Source organism: Phreatobacter sp., assembly GCF_022843985.1.
GTDB lineage: Bacteria > Pseudomonadota > Alphaproteobacteria > Rhizobiales > Phreatobacteraceae > Phreatobacter.
In genome coordinates this window covers 81,503-97,545 of the sequence record NZ_JALHMP010000006.1, presented here as the reverse complement: position 1 = coordinate 97,545, position 16,043 = coordinate 81,503, and the positions used below count along the sequence as shown (strand labels likewise).

15 protein-coding genes are annotated in these 16,043 nt (G+C 66.2%); 11 read left to right on the top strand and 4 right to left on the bottom strand.

Annotation, left to right across the window (positions count from 1 at the left end):
• The 8 genes from rnc (at position 1) to Q0C57_RS05930 (ending at position 6,997) form a co-directional block, all read left to right on the top strand.
• On the top strand, positions 1-744 hold the full coding sequence (gene rnc / locus Q0C57_RS05965; protein WP_296573482.1) for a ribonuclease III: 744 nt from the start codon (positions 1-3) through the stop codon (positions 742-744).
• Positions 741-1,649: a GTPase Era gene (gene era, locus Q0C57_RS05960; RefSeq protein ID WP_296573478.1), complete on the top strand. Its 909-nt coding sequence runs from the start codon at positions 741-743 to the stop codon at positions 1,647-1,649. Before rnc ends, era begins: the two co-directional genes overlap by 4 nt.
• A gap of 3 nt (positions 1,650-1,652) precedes the next feature.
• Complete coding sequence (locus Q0C57_RS05955; protein ID WP_296573477.1) at positions 1,653-1,886, top strand: DUF1737 domain-containing protein; 234 nt, start codon at positions 1,653-1,655, stop codon at positions 1,884-1,886.
• Positions 1,887-1,889: 3 nt separating this feature from the next.
• Positions 1,890-2,600, top strand: coding sequence for a DNA repair protein RecO (recO, locus tag Q0C57_RS05950; RefSeq protein WP_296573474.1), 711 nt, complete (start codon positions 1,890-1,892; stop codon positions 2,598-2,600).
• Positions 2,601-2,632: 32 nt separating this feature from the next.
• Entirely contained in the window at positions 2,633-3,430 is a 798-nt protein-coding gene (locus Q0C57_RS05945) for an ATP12 family protein (protein ID WP_366937802.1), read from the top strand.
• A gap of 148 nt (positions 3,431-3,578) precedes the next feature.
• Positions 3,579-5,111 (top strand): acyl-CoA carboxylase subunit beta, encoded by a 1,533-nt coding sequence (locus Q0C57_RS05940; protein WP_296573473.1) that lies wholly within the window; start codon positions 3,579-3,581, stop codon positions 5,109-5,111.
• A gap of 94 nt (positions 5,112-5,205) precedes the next feature.
• Entirely contained in the window at positions 5,206-6,039 is an 834-nt protein-coding gene (locus tag Q0C57_RS05935; protein WP_296573471.1) for a universal stress protein, read from the top strand.
• A 70-nt stretch (positions 6,040-6,109) separates the two neighbouring features.
• Entirely contained in the window at positions 6,110-6,997 is an 888-nt protein-coding gene (locus Q0C57_RS05930; protein WP_296573470.1) for a hypothetical protein, read from the top strand.
• A 79-nt stretch (positions 6,998-7,076) separates the two neighbouring features.
• Here Q0C57_RS05930 and Q0C57_RS05925 read toward each other — a convergent pair whose 3' ends face one another.
• Genes Q0C57_RS05925 through Q0C57_RS05915 form a run of 3 tightly spaced genes read right to left on the bottom strand, consistent with a single transcriptional unit; the run spans position 7,077 to position 10,054 of the window.
• Positions 7,077-8,276: a dipeptidase gene (locus Q0C57_RS05925; RefSeq protein WP_296573468.1), complete on the bottom strand. Its 1,200-nt coding sequence runs from the start codon at positions 8,274-8,276 to the stop codon at positions 7,077-7,079.
• 11 nt (positions 8,277-8,287) lie between these two features.
• Positions 8,288-9,460 (bottom strand): ribonuclease D, encoded by a 1,173-nt coding sequence (gene rnd, locus Q0C57_RS05920; protein WP_296573465.1) that lies wholly within the window; start codon positions 9,458-9,460, stop codon positions 8,288-8,290.
• Between the two features lie 42 nt (positions 9,461-9,502).
• Positions 9,503-10,054: a glutathione peroxidase gene (locus Q0C57_RS05915; protein WP_296573462.1), complete on the bottom strand. Its 552-nt coding sequence runs from the start codon at positions 10,052-10,054 to the stop codon at positions 9,503-9,505.
• A 183-nt stretch (positions 10,055-10,237) separates the two neighbouring features.
• On the opposite strand from Q0C57_RS05915, the gene Q0C57_RS05910 reads away from it, so the two are divergent.
• Positions 10,238-11,185 carry an acetamidase/formamidase family protein gene (locus Q0C57_RS05910; protein WP_296573460.1) on the top strand — a complete coding sequence of 316 codons (948 nt, stop codon included), beginning with the start codon at positions 10,238-10,240 and terminating at the stop codon, positions 11,183-11,185.
• A 3-nt stretch (positions 11,186-11,188) separates the two neighbouring features.
• Here the strand turns inward: Q0C57_RS05910 and Q0C57_RS05905 are convergent, their stop codons facing one another.
• The gene (locus Q0C57_RS05905) at positions 11,189-11,965 is read right to left on the bottom strand and encodes a creatininase family protein (protein WP_296573458.1); all 777 of its coding nucleotides are present in this window, start codon (positions 11,963-11,965) and stop codon (positions 11,189-11,191) included.
• 293 nt (positions 11,966-12,258) lie between these two features.
• Between Q0C57_RS05905 and Q0C57_RS05900 the strand changes: the two genes are divergently transcribed.
• The gene (locus Q0C57_RS05900; RefSeq protein WP_296573456.1) at positions 12,259-14,394 is read left to right on the top strand and encodes a hydantoinase/oxoprolinase family protein; all 2,136 of its coding nucleotides are present in this window, start codon (positions 12,259-12,261) and stop codon (positions 14,392-14,394) included.
• A gap of 5 nt (positions 14,395-14,399) precedes the next feature.
• Positions 14,400-16,040, top strand: a complete 1,641-nt coding sequence (locus Q0C57_RS05895) for a hydantoinase B/oxoprolinase family protein (RefSeq protein WP_296573452.1) — start codon at positions 14,400-14,402, stop codon at positions 16,038-16,040.
• Positions 16,041-16,043: the final 3 nt, after the last annotated feature.

The following is a 16,043-nucleotide window of genomic DNA, read 5'->3' as shown; positions in this document are numbered from 1 at the left end:
GTGGCGCCAGGTCGCAAAGCCAAGGCCCAGCGGGCGAGCGTCGAGGAGATCGAGGCGCGGATAGGCCATGTCTTCGCCGACAAGGGATTGTTGGGCCGCGCGCTGACCCATCCGAGCGCCGTGTCCGGCATCGAGAAGCGCTCGGGCTCGTACCAGCGGCTGGAATTCCTTGGTGACCGTGTGCTCGGCCTGGCGGTGGCGGCCATGCTGTACAAGGCCATGCCGGAGGATGACGAGGGCAACCTGTCGCGCCGCCTGTCGGATCTTGTCAGGGCGGAAACCTGCGCGGAGGTCGCCGTCGCGCTCGGTCTTGGCGACGGCGTCCATGTTGGGCCGACCGAGAGCCAGACGGCGGTCGGCCGGCGGCCCGGCGTCCTCGCCGACCTCTGCGAGGCTGTGATCGGCGCCATCCATCTGGACGCGGGATGGGCGGCCGCGGAGGCCTTCGTCATCCGCAACTGGCGCAAGCGTCTCGTCGCCAATGCCCCGGTGCAGCGCGATGCCAAGAGCGCCCTGCAGGAATGGGCGCAGGGCAGGGGCTATGCCACGCCGGTCTACCGGGTCGTGTCCCGCACCGGACCTGACCACGCGCCCGTCTTTACCATGGCCGTGATCATTCCCGGCCTCGCCGATGGAACCGGGGAGGGTGCCGCTAAGCGGCAGGCCGAGATCGCCGCCGCGACCGCGGTCCTGGTGCGCGAGGGTGTCTGGCCGGCTAACCCGCAGCGAGAGGGCGCGCCATGAAGGAGGTTTCTACCCGCTGCGGTTTCGTCGCCATCATCGGCGCGCCCAATGCCGGCAAGTCGACGCTGGTCAATGCCCTGGTCGGCGCCAAGGTCACCATCGTCTCGCACAAGGTGCAGACGACCCGGGCCCTCGTCCGCGGCATCGCCATGGAAGGGGCCTCGCAGGTCATCCTGGTCGATACGCCAGGCCTCTTCTCGCCCAAGCGCCGTCTTGACCGCGCCATGGTGTCGGCGGCGTGGGGGGGCGCCGCAGACGCCGATCGCGTGCTCGTCCTGGTCGATGCCAAGAAGGGCGTCGACGAATCCGTCGACGCCATCCTCGGCAAGATCGGCGACATCCGCCAGCCGAAGGATCTGGTGCTGAACAAGGTCGATCTTGTCGAGCGGCCGAAACTCCTCGACCTGGCCACGGCCATTAATGGGCGTGCGACCTTCGACCAGACCTTCATGATCTCCTCGACCACCGGGTCCGGTGTCATGGACCTGAAGCGTCATCTCGCGGCTGTCGTTCCCGCCGGGCCCTGGCACTATCCGGAGGACGAGATTTCCGACGTGCCCGCCCGCATGCTTGCCGCCGAGATCACCCGCGAGAAGCTCTATCACCGCCTCCACGACGAGTTGCCCTATGACGCCACCGTCGAGACAGAGAGCTACGAGGAGCGAAAGGACGGCTCGATCCGGATCGAGCAGACGATCTATGTGGTGCGCGAAGGGCAGCGCAAGATCATGCTCGGCAAGCGCGGCGATACCATCAAGCTGATCTCGACTTCGGCGCGCGAGGAACTCTCGAAGCTGTTCGAGACCAAGGTGCACCTGTTCCTTTTCGTGAAGGTGCGCGAGAACTGGGGCGATGATCCCGAGCGCTACGAGCGCATGGGTCTGGATTATCCGAAAGGCAGGTGAGCCATGCTGTCCGTCAAACCTAAGAGCGCGACCACGCTCTACCGCTATCTGACCGGCCCCGACGATTCGGCCTTCTGCCATCGCGTCAGCGAGGCAATCAACAAGGGCTGGCAGCTCTACGGCCCGCCGACCCTTACCTTTGATGCCGCCAAGGGGCGCGTGATCTGCGGCCAGGCGATCGTCAAGGAAATCGAGGACGTGGCCTATTCGCCGGACCTGAAACTGTCCGACTTCTGATCCATGCACTGGATCGACGAGGGGATCGTCCTGGGCGCCCGATCCTATGGGGAATCGAGCGTGATCCTCGAATTGTTCACCCGCAGCCACGGCCGCCATCTCGGCCTGGTGCGCGGGGGGCGGTCGCGTCGCCAGCAGCCCGTGATCCAGCCCGGCAACACCGTCCATGCGGCATGGTCGGCGCGGCTCGACGAGCATCTCGGCACCTATGCGATCGAGGCCAAGGTGTCGCGCGCCGCGCGCCTGATGGAGGCGCGCGCGGGCATCGCGGGCATCACCCTGCTCGCCGCCTTGGCGCGGCTGATGCCGGAACGCGAGGCGCATGAGGGCATCTATGCGGCCGTAGAACTGATCGCCGACACGCTTCCCGATGTCGCCATCGCCGCGCCGCTGATGGTGCGTTTCGAACTGGAAGTCCTGCGGCTCCTCGGTTTCGGCGTCGATCTGTCGGAATGTGCGGCGACGGGATCGATGGACGACCTCGTCTATGTCTCGCCGAAGACCGGGCGGGCCGTGTCCCGTGCCGCGGGCGAGCCCTGGCACGACCGTCTGCTCGCCCTGCCTGCCTTCCTGCGCGGAGCGGCGGCGATCGCGCCCGACGACGTGCGCGCCGGTTTCCGCCTTACCGGCCATTTCCTGTCGCGCCACGTCTTCGAGCCACGCGGCCTGCCCATGCCCGACGCACGCGAGGTGTTCCTGCGCTTCGTCGCCTGAGCCGGTTTGAAATCGCCCGGCGAAGCCTCTACATGGCGGCCATGAGCAAGAGCGCCTTCGAAGACTGGTTCGCCCGGGACCTCGACCCCGCTGCCTATGATCCGGTGGCCTCGGCCCGGCTCGCGATGAAACCGACTTATCCGAAGCGCTTCTACAAGGATGCGACGGCTGGCCCGTCCGATGCGGGCTGGCGCCTTCTTCTCGACGGACGTCCGGCCAAGACCCCGGGGCGCCATCCGCTGGCCTTTCCGACGGAGAGGCTGGCAACGGCGGTCGCGGCGGAATGGGCGGCCCTCGGCGAATTCATCGAGCCTCTGAAGATGCCGATCACGCGGATCGCCAATTCCATCATCGACGGTGTCCTGCCCGATCCTGCGCCGGTCGCGGCAGAGATCGTGCGCTATGCCTCATCCGATCTCCTCTGCTATCGCGCCGACGGGCCGGCGAGCCTCGTCGCCCGCCAGGCGGCCGCCTGGGACCCCGTCCTTGCCTGGGCCCGCGACGATCTCGGTGCCCGGCTGATCCTGTCGCAGGGCGTCGTCTTCGTCACCCAGCCTCCCGCCGCGCTGGCGGCCCTGGCGGCGGTGCTCCCGGAGGATGACGGTTGGCGCATCGGCGCAACCCATGTGGTGACGACTCTGACCGGGTCGGCGCTTCTGGCACTCGCCCTGCTGCGCGGGCGGCTCGACGCGGAGGTGGTATGGGCGGCCGCCCATGTCGACGAGGATTTTCAAGCATCCCAGTGGGGCGAGGATGCCGAGGCGGCCGAACGTCGCGTCGCGCGTCGCCGCGAATTCGATGCGGCGGCAACCGTCCTCGCCGCCCACTGACCCGTTAGGCTGCGGAGCAGCGCGGCGGACCATTCCCCCCGGTTCCATCCCATCCCCCGACAGTCTCATTGGTTGGCGCGGAGCTTGCGTGCTATCGGACCTGCTGGCTCGATACCGATGAGGGGCGGGGCGCGATCCCCGGCGTGCAATGAAGGACGTCCTTGAAAGGCTTGAAAATCGTCGTGCCGAGGCCCGCCTTGGCGGTGGCCAGAAGCGCATCGATGCCCAGCATGCGCGCGGCAAGCTAACGGCCCGCGAGCGTATTGAACTCCTGGTCGACAAGGGGTCCTTCGAGGAGTTCGACATGTTCGTGCAGCATCGCTGCGCGGATTTCGGCATGGAGAAGTCCCATATTCCCGGTGACGGCGTCGTTACCGGCTGGGGTACCGTCAACGGCCGCACGGTCTTCATCTTTTCCAAGGACTTCACGGTTTTCGGCGGGTCCCTGTCCGGCGCTCATGCCGCCAAGATGACGAAGATCCAGGATATGGCGTTGAAGGCCCGTGCGCCGATCATCGGCCTGTTCGATGCCGGTGGTGCAAGAATTCAGGAAGGCGTCGATGCTCTCGGTGGTTATGGCGAGGTCTTCAAGCGAAATGTGATCTCATCAGGGGTCATTCCGCAGATTTCGCTGATCATGGGGCCCTGTGCCGGCGGCGACGTCTACTCGCCCGCCATGACCGACTTCATCTTCATGGTGAAGGACACGAGCTACATGTTCGTGACCGGCCCCGACGTGGTGAAGACGGTGACCAACGAGGTCGTCACGTCGGAGGAACTCGGCGGTGCCTCGGTCCACGCGGTGAAGTCGTCGGTCGCCGACGGCGCCTACGAGAATGATCTGGAACTGTTGCTGCAGATGCGCCGGCTCATCGATTTCCTGCCCTCCAACAACATGGAGGGCGTGCCGGAAATCCCGTCCTTCGATCAGCCGGACCGGATCGACATGTCGCTCGACACACTGGTCCCGGACAATCCGAACAAGCCCTACGATATGAAGGAGTTGATCCTGAAGACGGTCGATGAGGGCGACTTCTTCGAAATCCAGGCCAAGTTTGCCCCCAATATCATCACCGGGTTTGCCCGGTTCGAGGGCCGGTCCGTCGGCATCGTCGCCAACCAGCCGATGGTTCTCGCGGGCGTCCTCGATTCCGATGCCAGCCGCAAGGCGGCGCGTTTCGTCCGCTTCTGCGACGCCTTCTCGATCCCGATCGTCACTTTCGTCGACGTTCCCGGCTTCCTGCCCGGAACGAGCCAGGAATATGGCGGCCTCATCAAGCACGGCGCCAAGCTGCTCTTCGCCTTCACGCAGTGCACCGTGCCACTGGTCACTGTCATCACCCGCAAGGCCTTCGGCGGCGCCTATGACGTCATGGCCTCCAAACATATCGGTGGCGACATCAACTATGCTTGGCCGACCGCACAGATCGCCGTGATGGGCGCCAAAGGCGCGGTCGAGATCATCTTCCGGGCCGACATGAAGGATGCAGAGAAGATTGCAGCCAGGACGAAGGAATACGAGGAGCGGTTCCTGTCGCCCTTCGTTGCCGCAGAGCGTGGCTATATCGACGAGGTGATCATGCCCCACTCGACCCGTCGCCGGGTCGCCCGGGCCCTTTCCCTGCTTCGGAACAAATCCGCCGACACGCCGTGGAAAAAGCACGACAACATCCCGCTTTGATCGGCTAAGCTCGGACGGTCTGATCTCCATCAAGGACGCGTCACCCAGAACGCGCGACCGTCCCGCGCGTTCGCTCGTGAAGAAGGAGGCCCCCATGTCCATCAAGTCGATCCTGCTCGCTCTCATTGCCGGTGACGGCGCAAAGCCGCAGGGAGCGATCGAGTACGCCGTCTCGCTGGCTGCCGCCCATGGTGCCCATCTGTCGGTGGTGGTCGGGGCTATCAAGGTTCCGGTCGTCGTCTATTCCGGGGTGGCAGAGGTCCAGGCGATCGTCGCCGACGAGAACGACACGCGCACCGACAAGGCGGACGAACTCTGCAACGCCATCCGCTATGCCACCCAGACGGCCGGCGTTGCCTCCACGGTGGAGGTGGTGACGGACGCCATCGACCCGCTGTTCGGCCGGATTGGCAAGCGCGGCCGCCTGCATGATTTCTGCGTCTGCGGCCGGCCGCGGCCGGACGACGTCTGGGCGACCGAACTCGCCGAAACGTTGCTGCTTTCGACAGGGCGCCCCACGATCCTCGCTCCGGACGGGTTTGACGCCGCCCGCGCGTCGAATTCCATCGTCGTCGCCTGGGACGGCTCGGCTGTCGCCGCCCGCGCCATCGGCTCGGCCTCGGACTTCATCGACAAGGCAGGTCATGTCGAGATCGTCTCGGTGCTCGGCGATCGCCATGCCGACGAGTTGGTGGCGGGCGCCGATCTCGCGCCGATGCTCGCCCATCACGGTGTCAAGGTGACGGTGACGAACCTTCCCTACAGCCGGAACGTCGGCAAGACGATCGTCGAGCACGCGCAGAACAACCGGGCGCAGATGATCGTGATGGGCGCCTATGCCCATTCCCGCCTGCGCCAGATGGTGCTTGGCGGTACGACGACGACATTGCTGCAATATTCGCCGGTTCCGGTGCTGATGGCGCACTGAGTCAGGAGTGGTACCGATATTGTATCTTCTCGTCAGGGTTGTGTAGCCTCACCAAGTGGGGGGGCGTGCAATGACTACGAATGCCAGACTTGTCACTCTCGTCGTGGCGCCGCTGATGTTTGTCGGCTGCGTCACGGCATCGCCGCCGCCGATTTCGTCGGAACATGCGTCGCAGCCGCTTCTCGTCCAAGTCTTGTCAGAGCGCATCCAATGCGAGCTGGCCAGCATCTATTCTCTTGGTAGCGTGGTCGCGCGCGACATGGATGCGTTCACGAGCACCGTGGATTTGGAGTTGCGGGTCATTGAGGGCGTCAGTGCGGGCGCAAGTGCTGGCTTATCTGTTGCGTTCTCGGGTGGAAGCGTAGTTCCCTCGGCCGGGTTGGGCTGGGATCGTCAGGCCACGCGTTCCGGGAAGGTCCGCTTCAGCATCGACTTCACGGCTCTTCGCGGACATCCGTGCGCCCTGCCAGGTTCAGCGATGACGACTGCGACGGGCTGGCCCGAATCCGCGGGAACTCTGGGGCTGGCCGAATGGCTCCGGACGGCCGTTCCAGCAATAGCGGTCCGCGCCGGCGATCATGCCGAACTCTCGCAGCTTGACTATTTGTTGCAGTTTGAGGTGCTCGCAGACGCCCGCGGCGGTTTCAGGATCGTTCCGATAAACTTGGCCGCTGACCTAAGCGTGAATGCCAAGTCGCAGGCGACCAATGTGCTGAACGTTGCCATCACCCGTATACCACCTGCTCCTAGGCCGGCGCGCGTCGAAATCGTCAACTGGCCGCCGACCGGCCAAGAGCGGGGCGTTCGGCAGGGGATGGCTGTCCAAAGCCGCCCTCAGCCGCGGGCTTCGGTCCGGTCGCGCTCCCCCGAGGAACGACGCCAGATCAACGAGCAGTTGCGCGAAAACCTGTACCGCTCGGCACCGCAACCGCTGCGCCTGTCACCATTCATCCGCTAGGAGCCTTGGCTTACCATTCAGTTTTCGTCGCGTTGGGGCGCGCGATTGTGAAAAGGGCATGGACGGCCTCGCCGGCGGCTCAGGTCGCCGGCTTCTTGCGTCTGGGGGTGACGAGGGACTCGGCCGCGACCCGGGCGATCCCTGGCGGGCGTTCCGCCTTCAGCCGGACCGAGACCTTTTCGACGGTCCGCCAGACCCTGAGCGCATTTCCGGAGAGGATCCCCTTCAGGGCCGCGTCCGACCAGCCGCGCCGGACGAGCTCGGCGACCAGGTGAGGAAAGCGGGAGGCATCAGCGAGGTCCGGTGGGTTCGGACCGCCAAAGAAGTCGGAGCCAATGCCGATATGCGCGAGGCCCGTGCGCCCGACGATGTACTCGATGTGGTCGCAGAGCTCAGCGATGGAGCCACGCGGCCAGGGGCCGGCCTCCGCCGCACGGCGCGTCACCGCGGCGTCGATGTCGTGACCCGGCGGTGTCTTGCCGTGGACCTGCAGCGGCGCCATCCAGTCGTGACTCTTACGCGAGATGAAGTTCGGCACGAAGGTGGCCATGACGACCCCGCCATTGGCCTTGACCCGGTCGAGCACGTCGTCCGGCACGTTGCGCGGATGGGGGCAGAGCGCCGTGGCGTTGGAATGCGACCACAACAACGGTGCCGCGGCGACGTCGAGCACGTCATGCTGGGCTTTCGGCGAGGCGTGGGCGAGGTCGACCATCATGCCGATGCGGTTGCACTCGGCCACCAGTGACCGGCCGAAATCCGTCAGCCCGCCATGACGGGGCGCATCGGTGGCTGAATCGATCCAGTCCAGCGTCTCGTTGTGGCAGAGGGTGAGGATGCGCACGCCAGCCGCATGCCAGACGCGGAGCGGTGAGAGCGAGCCGCAGAGACCGACGGCGCTCTCGACCGAGATGACGGAGGCGATCTTGCCGGCCCGCCGTGCCGCAGCAATGTCGGCGGCGCGGCGCGCCGGGTGGAAGATGCGGCCATGCACCGTCTCGATGTCGAGGCCGATTGCAATCTGCTCGAGCGTGAAGCGGCCCGGATTGGGGACCGATGTCGGCACGAAGGCGGCAAAGACCTGGGCGCCCACCTTGCCCGTGCGCAGGCGCGGGATGTCGGTGTCGCTTTCCTGGTGGACGCGATCCAGGCCATAGGCCGCGACGTCGCCATCGGCGGCCCGGCGGATCGTGTAGGGCAGGTCGTTGTGACCGTCGAAGAGGACGAAGCGCTCGAGCAGTTCATGGGCCCTGACGAGAGCCGGGTCGGTCCTGCTCATGCGCAGCTCCTTCAGTCCTCGGCGATGATGACCGCCGGAACGCGATCTACGGCCGTCACGCGGCCCCGTTCGATGGCAAGGGCCAGTTTGCCGTGCTTGAGTGCAAGAGCCTTCTCGCCGAAGAGCTCGCGTCGCCAGCCCTTGAGGGCGCCGATATCGGCCTCGTCGTTCTCGGCGAGGCGGTCGAGATCATCGGAGGTCGCGACCACCTTGGCGGCGACGTGGTGTTTCTCAGCCACCATCTTCAACAGGACCTTCAGCAGTTCGACGGTTGCCGACTGCGACTGGCTCTGCGGGCGGTGCTTGTCGATGGGGGGCAGTTCGCGCGGATCGCGGGCGAGGCCCGCCTGCACCGCCTCGACGACGGCCATGCCGTCGCGGGACCGCTCCCACCCCTTGGGGATCGAGCGCATGGCCCCCAGCGCCTCGACAGTCTTGGGGCCGGTGAGGGCGATGTCGAACAGGCTGTCGTCCTTCAGGACGCGGGAGCGTGGCACGTCGCGCGCCTGAGCCTCGCGCTCGCGCCAGGCGGCGACCTCCATGAGGACAGCGAGTTCGCGCGGCTTGCGCACACGGCTGCGGAACCGTTCCCAGGCCCGTTCGGGTTCCTGGCGATAGGTGTCGGGGGAGGTGAGGACCCGCATCTCCTCGGCGACCCAATCGGTGCGGCCGCGCTTCTCCAGCTCCCCGGTGAGCTTGACATAGATATCGCGGAGATGGGTCACATCGGCGATGGCATAGTCGATCTGGGCATTGCTCAAGGGCCGCTTCGACCAATCGGTGAAGCGGCTGGTCTTGTCGAGCTGCGTGCCGTTGGTGCGCTGGACCAACTGATCATAGGAAATCGAATCGCCATAGCCGAGGACCATGGCGGCGACCTGGCTGTCGAAGAGCGGTTCGGGAATCCGCTTCGACAGGTGCCAGACGATTTCAACGTCCTGTCTGGCCGCATGGAAGACCTTCACCACGGCTCGATCGACCATCAGGTCGAAGAAGGGCGACAGGTCCATGCCCGGCGCAAGCGCGTCGACAGCTACGGCTTCGCCGGGGCCGGCCAGCTGGATGACGCAGAGCTTCGGCCAGAAGGTCGTTTCCCGGAGGAACTCCGTATCGACCGTGACGAAAGGGTGCTTTGCGAGGCGCGCGCAGATGGCGGCCAGTTCGGACGAGGACGTGATCAGCATCGCCTCCTCCTTACAGGAGTCGTGGGGCGATGCGAACGGTCTTCAGGCGGAGGCCAGCTGCGCTTCGATGAGAGCGACAATGCGGGGATCGGTGGGTCGGACGCGTGCCGGAAAGGCGCCTACCACCTGACCGTTGCGACCGAGCACATATTTGTGGAAGTTCCAGGTGGGGATATCGGTTGGTCGCTGCGCTGCGATCCAGCGGAAAAAAGGGTGCGCGTCGCGGCCGGTGACGCGATGTTTGCCAGCCATTGGGAAGGTCACACCATAGACGCCCTGGCAGAACGCGGCGATATCAGCCGCGGTGCCGCGCTCCTGGTTGAAGTCGTCCGAGGGCACGCCCACGATGGTCAGACCGCGATCGCGGTAACGTGTCCACAGCGCCTGGAGGTCGGCATATTGCGGGGTGAACCCGCACGAGGAGGCGGTGTTGACCACCATCAGCACCCGTCCCGCATGGTCGGCGAGACGGACGGGATTGCCGTCGAGACCCTCGAACGTGAAGGCATAGGCCGAGGACGAGACCTGCGCGGAGAGCGACGAAGGCAGGGCCGCGAGAAGCGGCGCGGCGAGGAGGATGCGGCGTGTCAGCATGGTTCTGGCTCAAGCTTGGCTCGTCAGTCTAAGCCAGCGAGCGGCGCTGTGGCGGCGCTGTGGATGCATCACACGCAGACGTGAACCGCGTCGCCCAGCGCGTCGCTGCACTGCGGCGGCCGCGTCTAGGCAGCCTGGCGCGAGCCGGTACACTTGGGCGTCTTTTGAGGGAACAGGCCACCCATGACCCATCGTCTTGACGCCGGCGCCGACACCGCCCACTGGGGCTATTTCGACGCCGCCCTGCCACCGCGGCTCACGATCCGCTCCGGAGAGGCGGTGACATTATCAACCGTATCGGGCGGTGCCGACGTCCTGCCGCCTGCGGACTGGGGCATTCCTCCCGGGCTGACAGCCATCCATGAGCGCTTCGGCGGGCCGACCCTTCCAGGCCACATCTGTACCGGCCCCGTCGCGGTGGCAGGTGCCAAGGCCGGACAGGTCCTGCAGGTCGACATCGACGCGATCGATCTGCATTACGACTGGGGCTACACCTTCGTCGCGCCGCTGGTCGGGGCTCTGCCCGACGATATCAAGGCGAAGCGGCTGTTCCACTCGCGCATCGATCGGGCGCGCAAGGTCGCAACCATGCCCTGGGGTCACGAGATTCCCCTCGACCGGCCATTCTTCGGCGTGATGGCCGTTGCGCCGCCGCCGGAATGGGGCCGGGTCAACACGCTGCCGCCGCGCCGCAACGGCGGCAATCTCGACAACAAGGAACTGATCGCCGGCACCACGCTCTACCTGCCGATCTTCGTCGACGGCGCCAACTTCTCGGTCGGCGATGCCCATGGTGCGCAGGGCGACGGCGAGGTGTGCATCACGGCTGTTGAGACCGGCCTGATCGGCACCTTCACACTGACCGTTCGCAACGACATGAGCCTCAACTGGCCGATGGCGGAAACCCCGACCCATGCCCTCACCATGGCCTTCGATCCCGATCTCGACACCGCGGTTCAGGTCGCACTGCGCTCGATGATCGATCTCGTGACGGCGCGGGCCGGACTTGATCGGGACGAAGCCTTCGCGCTGCTGTCTCTGGTCGCCGACGTGCGGGTGACGCAGGTCGTCAACGGCAACAAGGGCATCCATGTGATGCTGGACAAGAAGTGGCTGGCAAAGATCCGCTGAGCTTCACTCCCAGGGCTTGCCGCGGACGATGAGTTCGGCGAGGGCGTCGGTCGCGGCGGCGATGAGCTTCTCGCCCTTGGTGCGGGTCGCCTTGCGCGCATCGCCGAGAACACCGGACGGCGTGAGCGTGGCGAAAGAGCGGAAACGCTGGGCGGGGGGCGCCAGCACGGCGCGCGGGTCGCCGAAATGGGGGCCGACCGCGGCGGCGAGCTTGTCAGGGCGGACAGCGTCGGGTGCCACGGCCATCATCATGGCGGTCTCCGCCTCGCAGGCGTGGAGCACACTGGTCTGGTCCTCGAGGAGCGGCGCAAAGGCGGGCTGGGCCAGTTCGAAATAGGTGGTGGCGGCGACGACCAGCCCTGTTTCGCGTTCAAGATCCGGCAGGAAGGCGTTGAGGGCCGTCATGTTGCCGCCATGGCCATTGACGATCAGCACCCGCTTGAAGCCATGGCGGGCAAGCGACCGGATCAGGCAGAGCAGGACGGCCCGATAGGTCGGAATGTCCAAGGTGAAGGTGCCGCCATGGGCCATGTGATGTTCTGCCATGCCCACCCAAAGCGTCGGCGCGACCACCGTCGGCCGGTGCTCCATGGCCTTCTCGGCGGCGATCCGGCAGACCATGCCGCACAGCGTGGTGTCGACCCCGGTGCCCAGATGCGGGCCATGCTGCTCCGTGGAGGCAACGGGCAGCAGCACCGTCGCCCCGGCGGTAGCCATGGCATTGAGTTCGGGCGCAGTCAGCTTGGCCCATTCGACCACCGGTGTTTGGGCTGTCGTCATCGTCAGAACCTCCTGCTGGCCTCGCTGCAAAGCCGATCGTGCCCGCCGCAACCCTTGGCGTCGAGACCAGAGACATCAGCCCTGCGGTCAAGGCGCGGCTGCTGCGCGAGTTGCTGCAATTCGATGACGAATTGTCGATGAATCGTTGACATCGGAAAATGTCGGCCCGAATGTCTGATGCCGCGCGCGTGGCTGTCGCCGAACATCGACGTTCGTGCCAGAAGAACCGTGGCATCGGTGACGGAGGGCTGCCCGGCAGTGCCCCAGCCGACTCGAGGGACCGGACACCAGGCATGACCCAATCCGCCATCACCCGCCTCGCCACCGACATCGGCGGCACCTTCACCGACATCGTGCTGGAACACGGCGATCGCCGCTTCACGACCAAGGTGCTGACGACGCCCCATGCTCCCGAAGAGGCGGTCGTGGAAGGCACGCGGCTGGTCCTCCACCAGGCCGGAATCAGCTTCTCCGACCTCGACGTCTTCGTTCATGGCACGACGCTGGCGACCAATGCCGTTATCGAGCGCAAGGGCGCCAAGACCGCTCTGATCGCGACGGACGGCTTTCGCGACGTGATCGAGATCGCCGACGAGGGCCGTTACGACCAGTACGATATCTTCATCGACAAGCCACGCCAACTGGTGCCGCGTGAACTGCGATTCACTGTTCCCGAGCGCATCGACGTGACCGGCAAGGTTTGGATCGACCTCGATGAGGCGGCGGTGAAAAAGGTCGCCAAAGCCCTCAGGGCCGCCAAAGTTGAGGCCGTCGCCGTCGCCTTCATCCATTCCTACGCCAATGCGGCCCATGAGGAGCGGGTGCGTGAGATCCTTGCGCGGGAAGTCCCGGATATTGCGGTGACGCTGTCCTCGGAAGTCTGTCCGGAGATGCGCGAGTACGAGCGCAGCTCGACGGCCGTCGCCAATGCCTATGTGCAGCCGCTCATGGCCGGATATCTCGGCCGGCTGAAGGCGCGTTTCGCCGACGAGGGCTATGGCAAGCCGATCCACCTGATGACGTCGGGCGGTTCGCTGGCGACGCTGGAGACGGCGGCGCGCTTTCCGATCCGCCTCGTCGAATCCGGCCCGGCGGGCGGCGCCATCCTCGCCGCCTACATCGCGGCCGAGCGCGGCGAGGACAAGGTCCTGTCCTTCGACATGGGCGGGACCACTGCCAAGATCTGCCTCATCCACGATGCGACTCCCTACAAGGCGCGGACGTTCGAGGTCGATCGTCAGTCGCGGTTCATGAAAGGGTCGGGGCTGCCCGTCCGCATTCCGGTGATCGAGATGGTCGAGATCGGCGCCGGCGGCGGCTCCATTGCCCGCGTCGACACGCTGAAACGCATCACCGTCGGACCGGATTCGGCCGCTTCGGTGCCGGGCCCCGCCTGCTATGGCCGCGGCGGCGACCTGCCGACCGTCACCGATGCGGACGTCGCGCTCGGCAAGATCGAGCCGGCCCGCTTTGCCGGCGGCGCCATTGCACTCTATCCGGACAAGGCCGCTACCGCGCTCGATGCCCGTGTCGGCAAGCCCCTGGCGCTGTCGACCGCCATGGCTGCCCATGGCGTCGCCGAGATTGTCGACGAGAACATGGCCAATGCCGCGCGGGTCCATGCGGTGGAACGCGGTGTCGTGGTCTCGGACCACACGATGGTCGCCTTCGGCGGCGCGGCGCCGCTGCATGCCGCCCGTCTCGCCGAGAAGCTGGGCATCGCGCGCGTCGTGGTGCCCGCCGATGCCGGGGTCGGTTCGGCGGTCGGGTTCCTGCGCGCACCGGCGGCCTATGAGCTCGTCCATTCGAAGTTTATGCGGCTCGACAAGTTCGATCTCGCGGAAGCCAACCAGCTGCTCGCGGCCATGAGCGGGGAGGCGACGGCCCTGGCCCGCGCCGCCGCCGGCAAGCGGAAGCTGACCGAAACCCGTACCGCCTTCATGCGCTATGCGGGGCAGGGGCACGAGATCGCCGTCGCCCTTCCCAACCGTGCCCTGGTCGAGAAGGACATGGCGACGATGCGCGACCTGTTCGAGACAGGCTATCGCCAGCTCTTCGCCCGCCACATTCCCGGCGCCGCGATCGAGATCCTGTCGTGGTCGCTGCTGGTCACCACCGACACGGCCAGACCGGCGTTGCTCGGGAAGCCGAAAGCGAGGGGCGGGCCCAAACCCATCGGCGTCAGACCGGTCTTCGACGCCAAGGCCGGCAAGACGGTGAAGGTGCCGATGTATGATCGACTGGCCATGATGCCGGGGACTCGGATCGAGGGGCCCGCCATCGTCGTCGAGGCCGGCACCTCGACCTATGTGACGGCGGCCTTCGACGCTGCGATCGATGCCGGCCTCGGCCTTGTCCTCACCGCCCGCAAGGCGACCAAGCCCGCCGCCAGCTCGGCGGCGCAACCTGCCGCGAAGAAGGGCAAGTGACCGTCATGAGCAAGCTTTCCGATATCGAATTGCAGGTCATGTGGAATCGCCTCATCGCGGTGGTAGAGGAACAGGCGCAGGTGCTGCTGCGCACCGCCTTTTCCCCCATCGTGCGCGAGGCGGGCGATCTTTCCGCCGGCGTCTTCGACCGCGAGGGCAACATGCTGGCCCAGGCGGTGACCGGCACGCCCGGCCACGTCAACTCCATGGCCGAGAGCGTCAAGCACTTCATCCGGGTCTTTCCGGTCGAAACGATGAAGCCCGGCGACATCTACATCACCAACGATCCCTGGATGGGCACCGGCCATCTCAACGATTTCGTGCTGACGACGCCGGCCTTCCATCGCGGCAAGCTGGTGGGTCTCTTTTCCTGCACCAGCCATCTCATGGATATCGGCGGCATCGGCTTCGGGCCTGACGGCACCGACGTCTTCATGGAAGGGCTCTATATCCCGCTCCTGAAACTCGCTGACCAGGGCCAGCTCAACGAGACGCTGATGGCGATGATCCGCGCCAACACGCGCCTGCCGATCGACACCGAGGGTGACGTCTATTCGCTCGCCGCCTGCAACGATGTCGGTTGCGAGCGTCTGTCTGAAATGATGGAGGAGTTCGGCCTCAAGGACCTCGACGTCCTGTCGGACCACATCCTGACGCGGTCGAAGGCGGCCGTGCTGGAGGCCATCGCGGCGCTGCCACAGGGCCAGTGGTGCAACACCATGACGGTGGACGGCTATGACGAGCCGGTGACCCTGGCCTGCACCGTCACGGTCACCAAGACGGGCATCCATGTCGACTATGCCGGCACTGGGGAGGCCTCGAAGCGCGGCATCAACGTTCCGCTCGCCTATACCACGGCCTATACGGTGTTCGGGCTCGCCTGCATCGTCGGCAAGGACATCCCCAACAATGCGGGGTCGCTGGCGCCGCTCACGGTCTCGGCGCCGGAGAACTGCATCGTCAACGCCCTGAAGCCCAAGCCGGTGGCCTCGCGTCACATCATCGGCCAGATGCTGCCCGACGTGGTCTTCGGTGCCCTGCGTCAGGCGGTGCCGGACCGGGTCCCGGCCGAAGGCACCTCCTGCCTGTGGAACCTCAATGTGCGCGGCCAGACGGACGAGGCCGGGCTTGGCAATTACGGGTTCATGATGGCGGTGACGTCGAATGGCGGCACCGGCGCGCGGCCGATGAAGGACGGTCTGTCGGCGACGGCCTATCCCTCCGGCGTCAAGGGGACGCCTGTCGAGATCGCCGAGTCCATCACGCCGCTGATCTTCTGGCGCAAGGAGTTCCGCGAGGACTCCGGCGGGGCTGGCACCCTGCGCGGCGGACTCGGCCAGGTCATCGAGGTTGGCAGTCGCATCGGCAAGCCCTTCGACCTCTTGGCCGCCTATGACCGGATCGATCACCCCCCGCGCGGACGCGACGGCGGCAGGGACGGCGCACCGGGGGCGGTGATGCTCAAGTCGGGCAAGGTGCTGAAGGGCAAGGGCTTCCAGCTTATCCCGCCCGATGATCGGCTGGTGGTGATGACGCCCGGCGGCGGCGGCATTGGCGATCCGGCCAGGCGCGACCGCGCCGCCCTCGCCAAGGACGTCAGCGAAGGGCTGGTCTCGCCCCAGGGCGTCAAGGCCTATGGCGGCTGATGG

What these genes read in the sequence shown, in the direction of transcription:
- Q0C57_RS05955 (WP_296573477.1), top strand. Translation starts at nt 1,653, where the DNA reads ATGCTGTCCGTCAAACCTAAGAGCGCGACCACGCTCTACCGCTATCTG.
- Q0C57_RS05905 (WP_296573458.1), bottom strand. Translation starts at nt 11,965, where the DNA reads ATGACGACAGCCCAAACACCGGTGGTCGAATGGGCCAAGCTGACTGCG.
- era (WP_296573478.1), top strand. Translation starts at nt 741, where the DNA reads ATGAAGGAGGTTTCTACCCGCTGCGGTTTCGTCGCCATCATCGGCGCG.
- Q0C57_RS05915 (WP_296573462.1), bottom strand. Translation starts at nt 10,054, where the DNA reads ATGCTGACACGCCGCATCCTCCTCGCCGCGCCGCTTCTCGCGGCCCTG.
- Q0C57_RS05940 (WP_296573473.1), top strand. Translation starts at nt 3,579, where the DNA reads ATGAAGGACGTCCTTGAAAGGCTTGAAAATCGTCGTGCCGAGGCCCGC.
- Q0C57_RS05925 (WP_296573468.1), bottom strand. Translation starts at nt 8,276, where the DNA reads ATGAGCAGGACCGACCCGGCTCTCGTCAGGGCCCATGAACTGCTCGAG.
- Q0C57_RS05930 (WP_296573470.1), top strand. Translation starts at nt 6,110, where the DNA reads ATGACTACGAATGCCAGACTTGTCACTCTCGTCGTGGCGCCGCTGATG.
- Q0C57_RS05910 (WP_296573460.1), top strand. Translation starts at nt 10,238, where the DNA reads ATGACCCATCGTCTTGACGCCGGCGCCGACACCGCCCACTGGGGCTAT.
- Q0C57_RS05935 (WP_296573471.1), top strand. Translation starts at nt 5,206, where the DNA reads ATGTCCATCAAGTCGATCCTGCTCGCTCTCATTGCCGGTGACGGCGCA.
- Q0C57_RS05895 (WP_296573452.1), top strand. Translation starts at nt 14,400, where the DNA reads ATGAGCAAGCTTTCCGATATCGAATTGCAGGTCATGTGGAATCGCCTC.
- Q0C57_RS05900 (WP_296573456.1), top strand. Translation starts at nt 12,259, where the DNA reads ATGACCCAATCCGCCATCACCCGCCTCGCCACCGACATCGGCGGCACC.
- recO (WP_296573474.1), top strand. Translation starts at nt 1,890, where the DNA reads ATGCACTGGATCGACGAGGGGATCGTCCTGGGCGCCCGATCCTATGGG.
- Q0C57_RS05945 (WP_366937802.1), top strand. Translation starts at nt 2,633, where the DNA reads ATGGCGGCCATGAGCAAGAGCGCCTTCGAAGACTGGTTCGCCCGGGAC.
- rnd (WP_296573465.1), bottom strand. Translation starts at nt 9,460, where the DNA reads ATGCTGATCACGTCCTCGTCCGAACTGGCCGCCATCTGCGCGCGCCTC.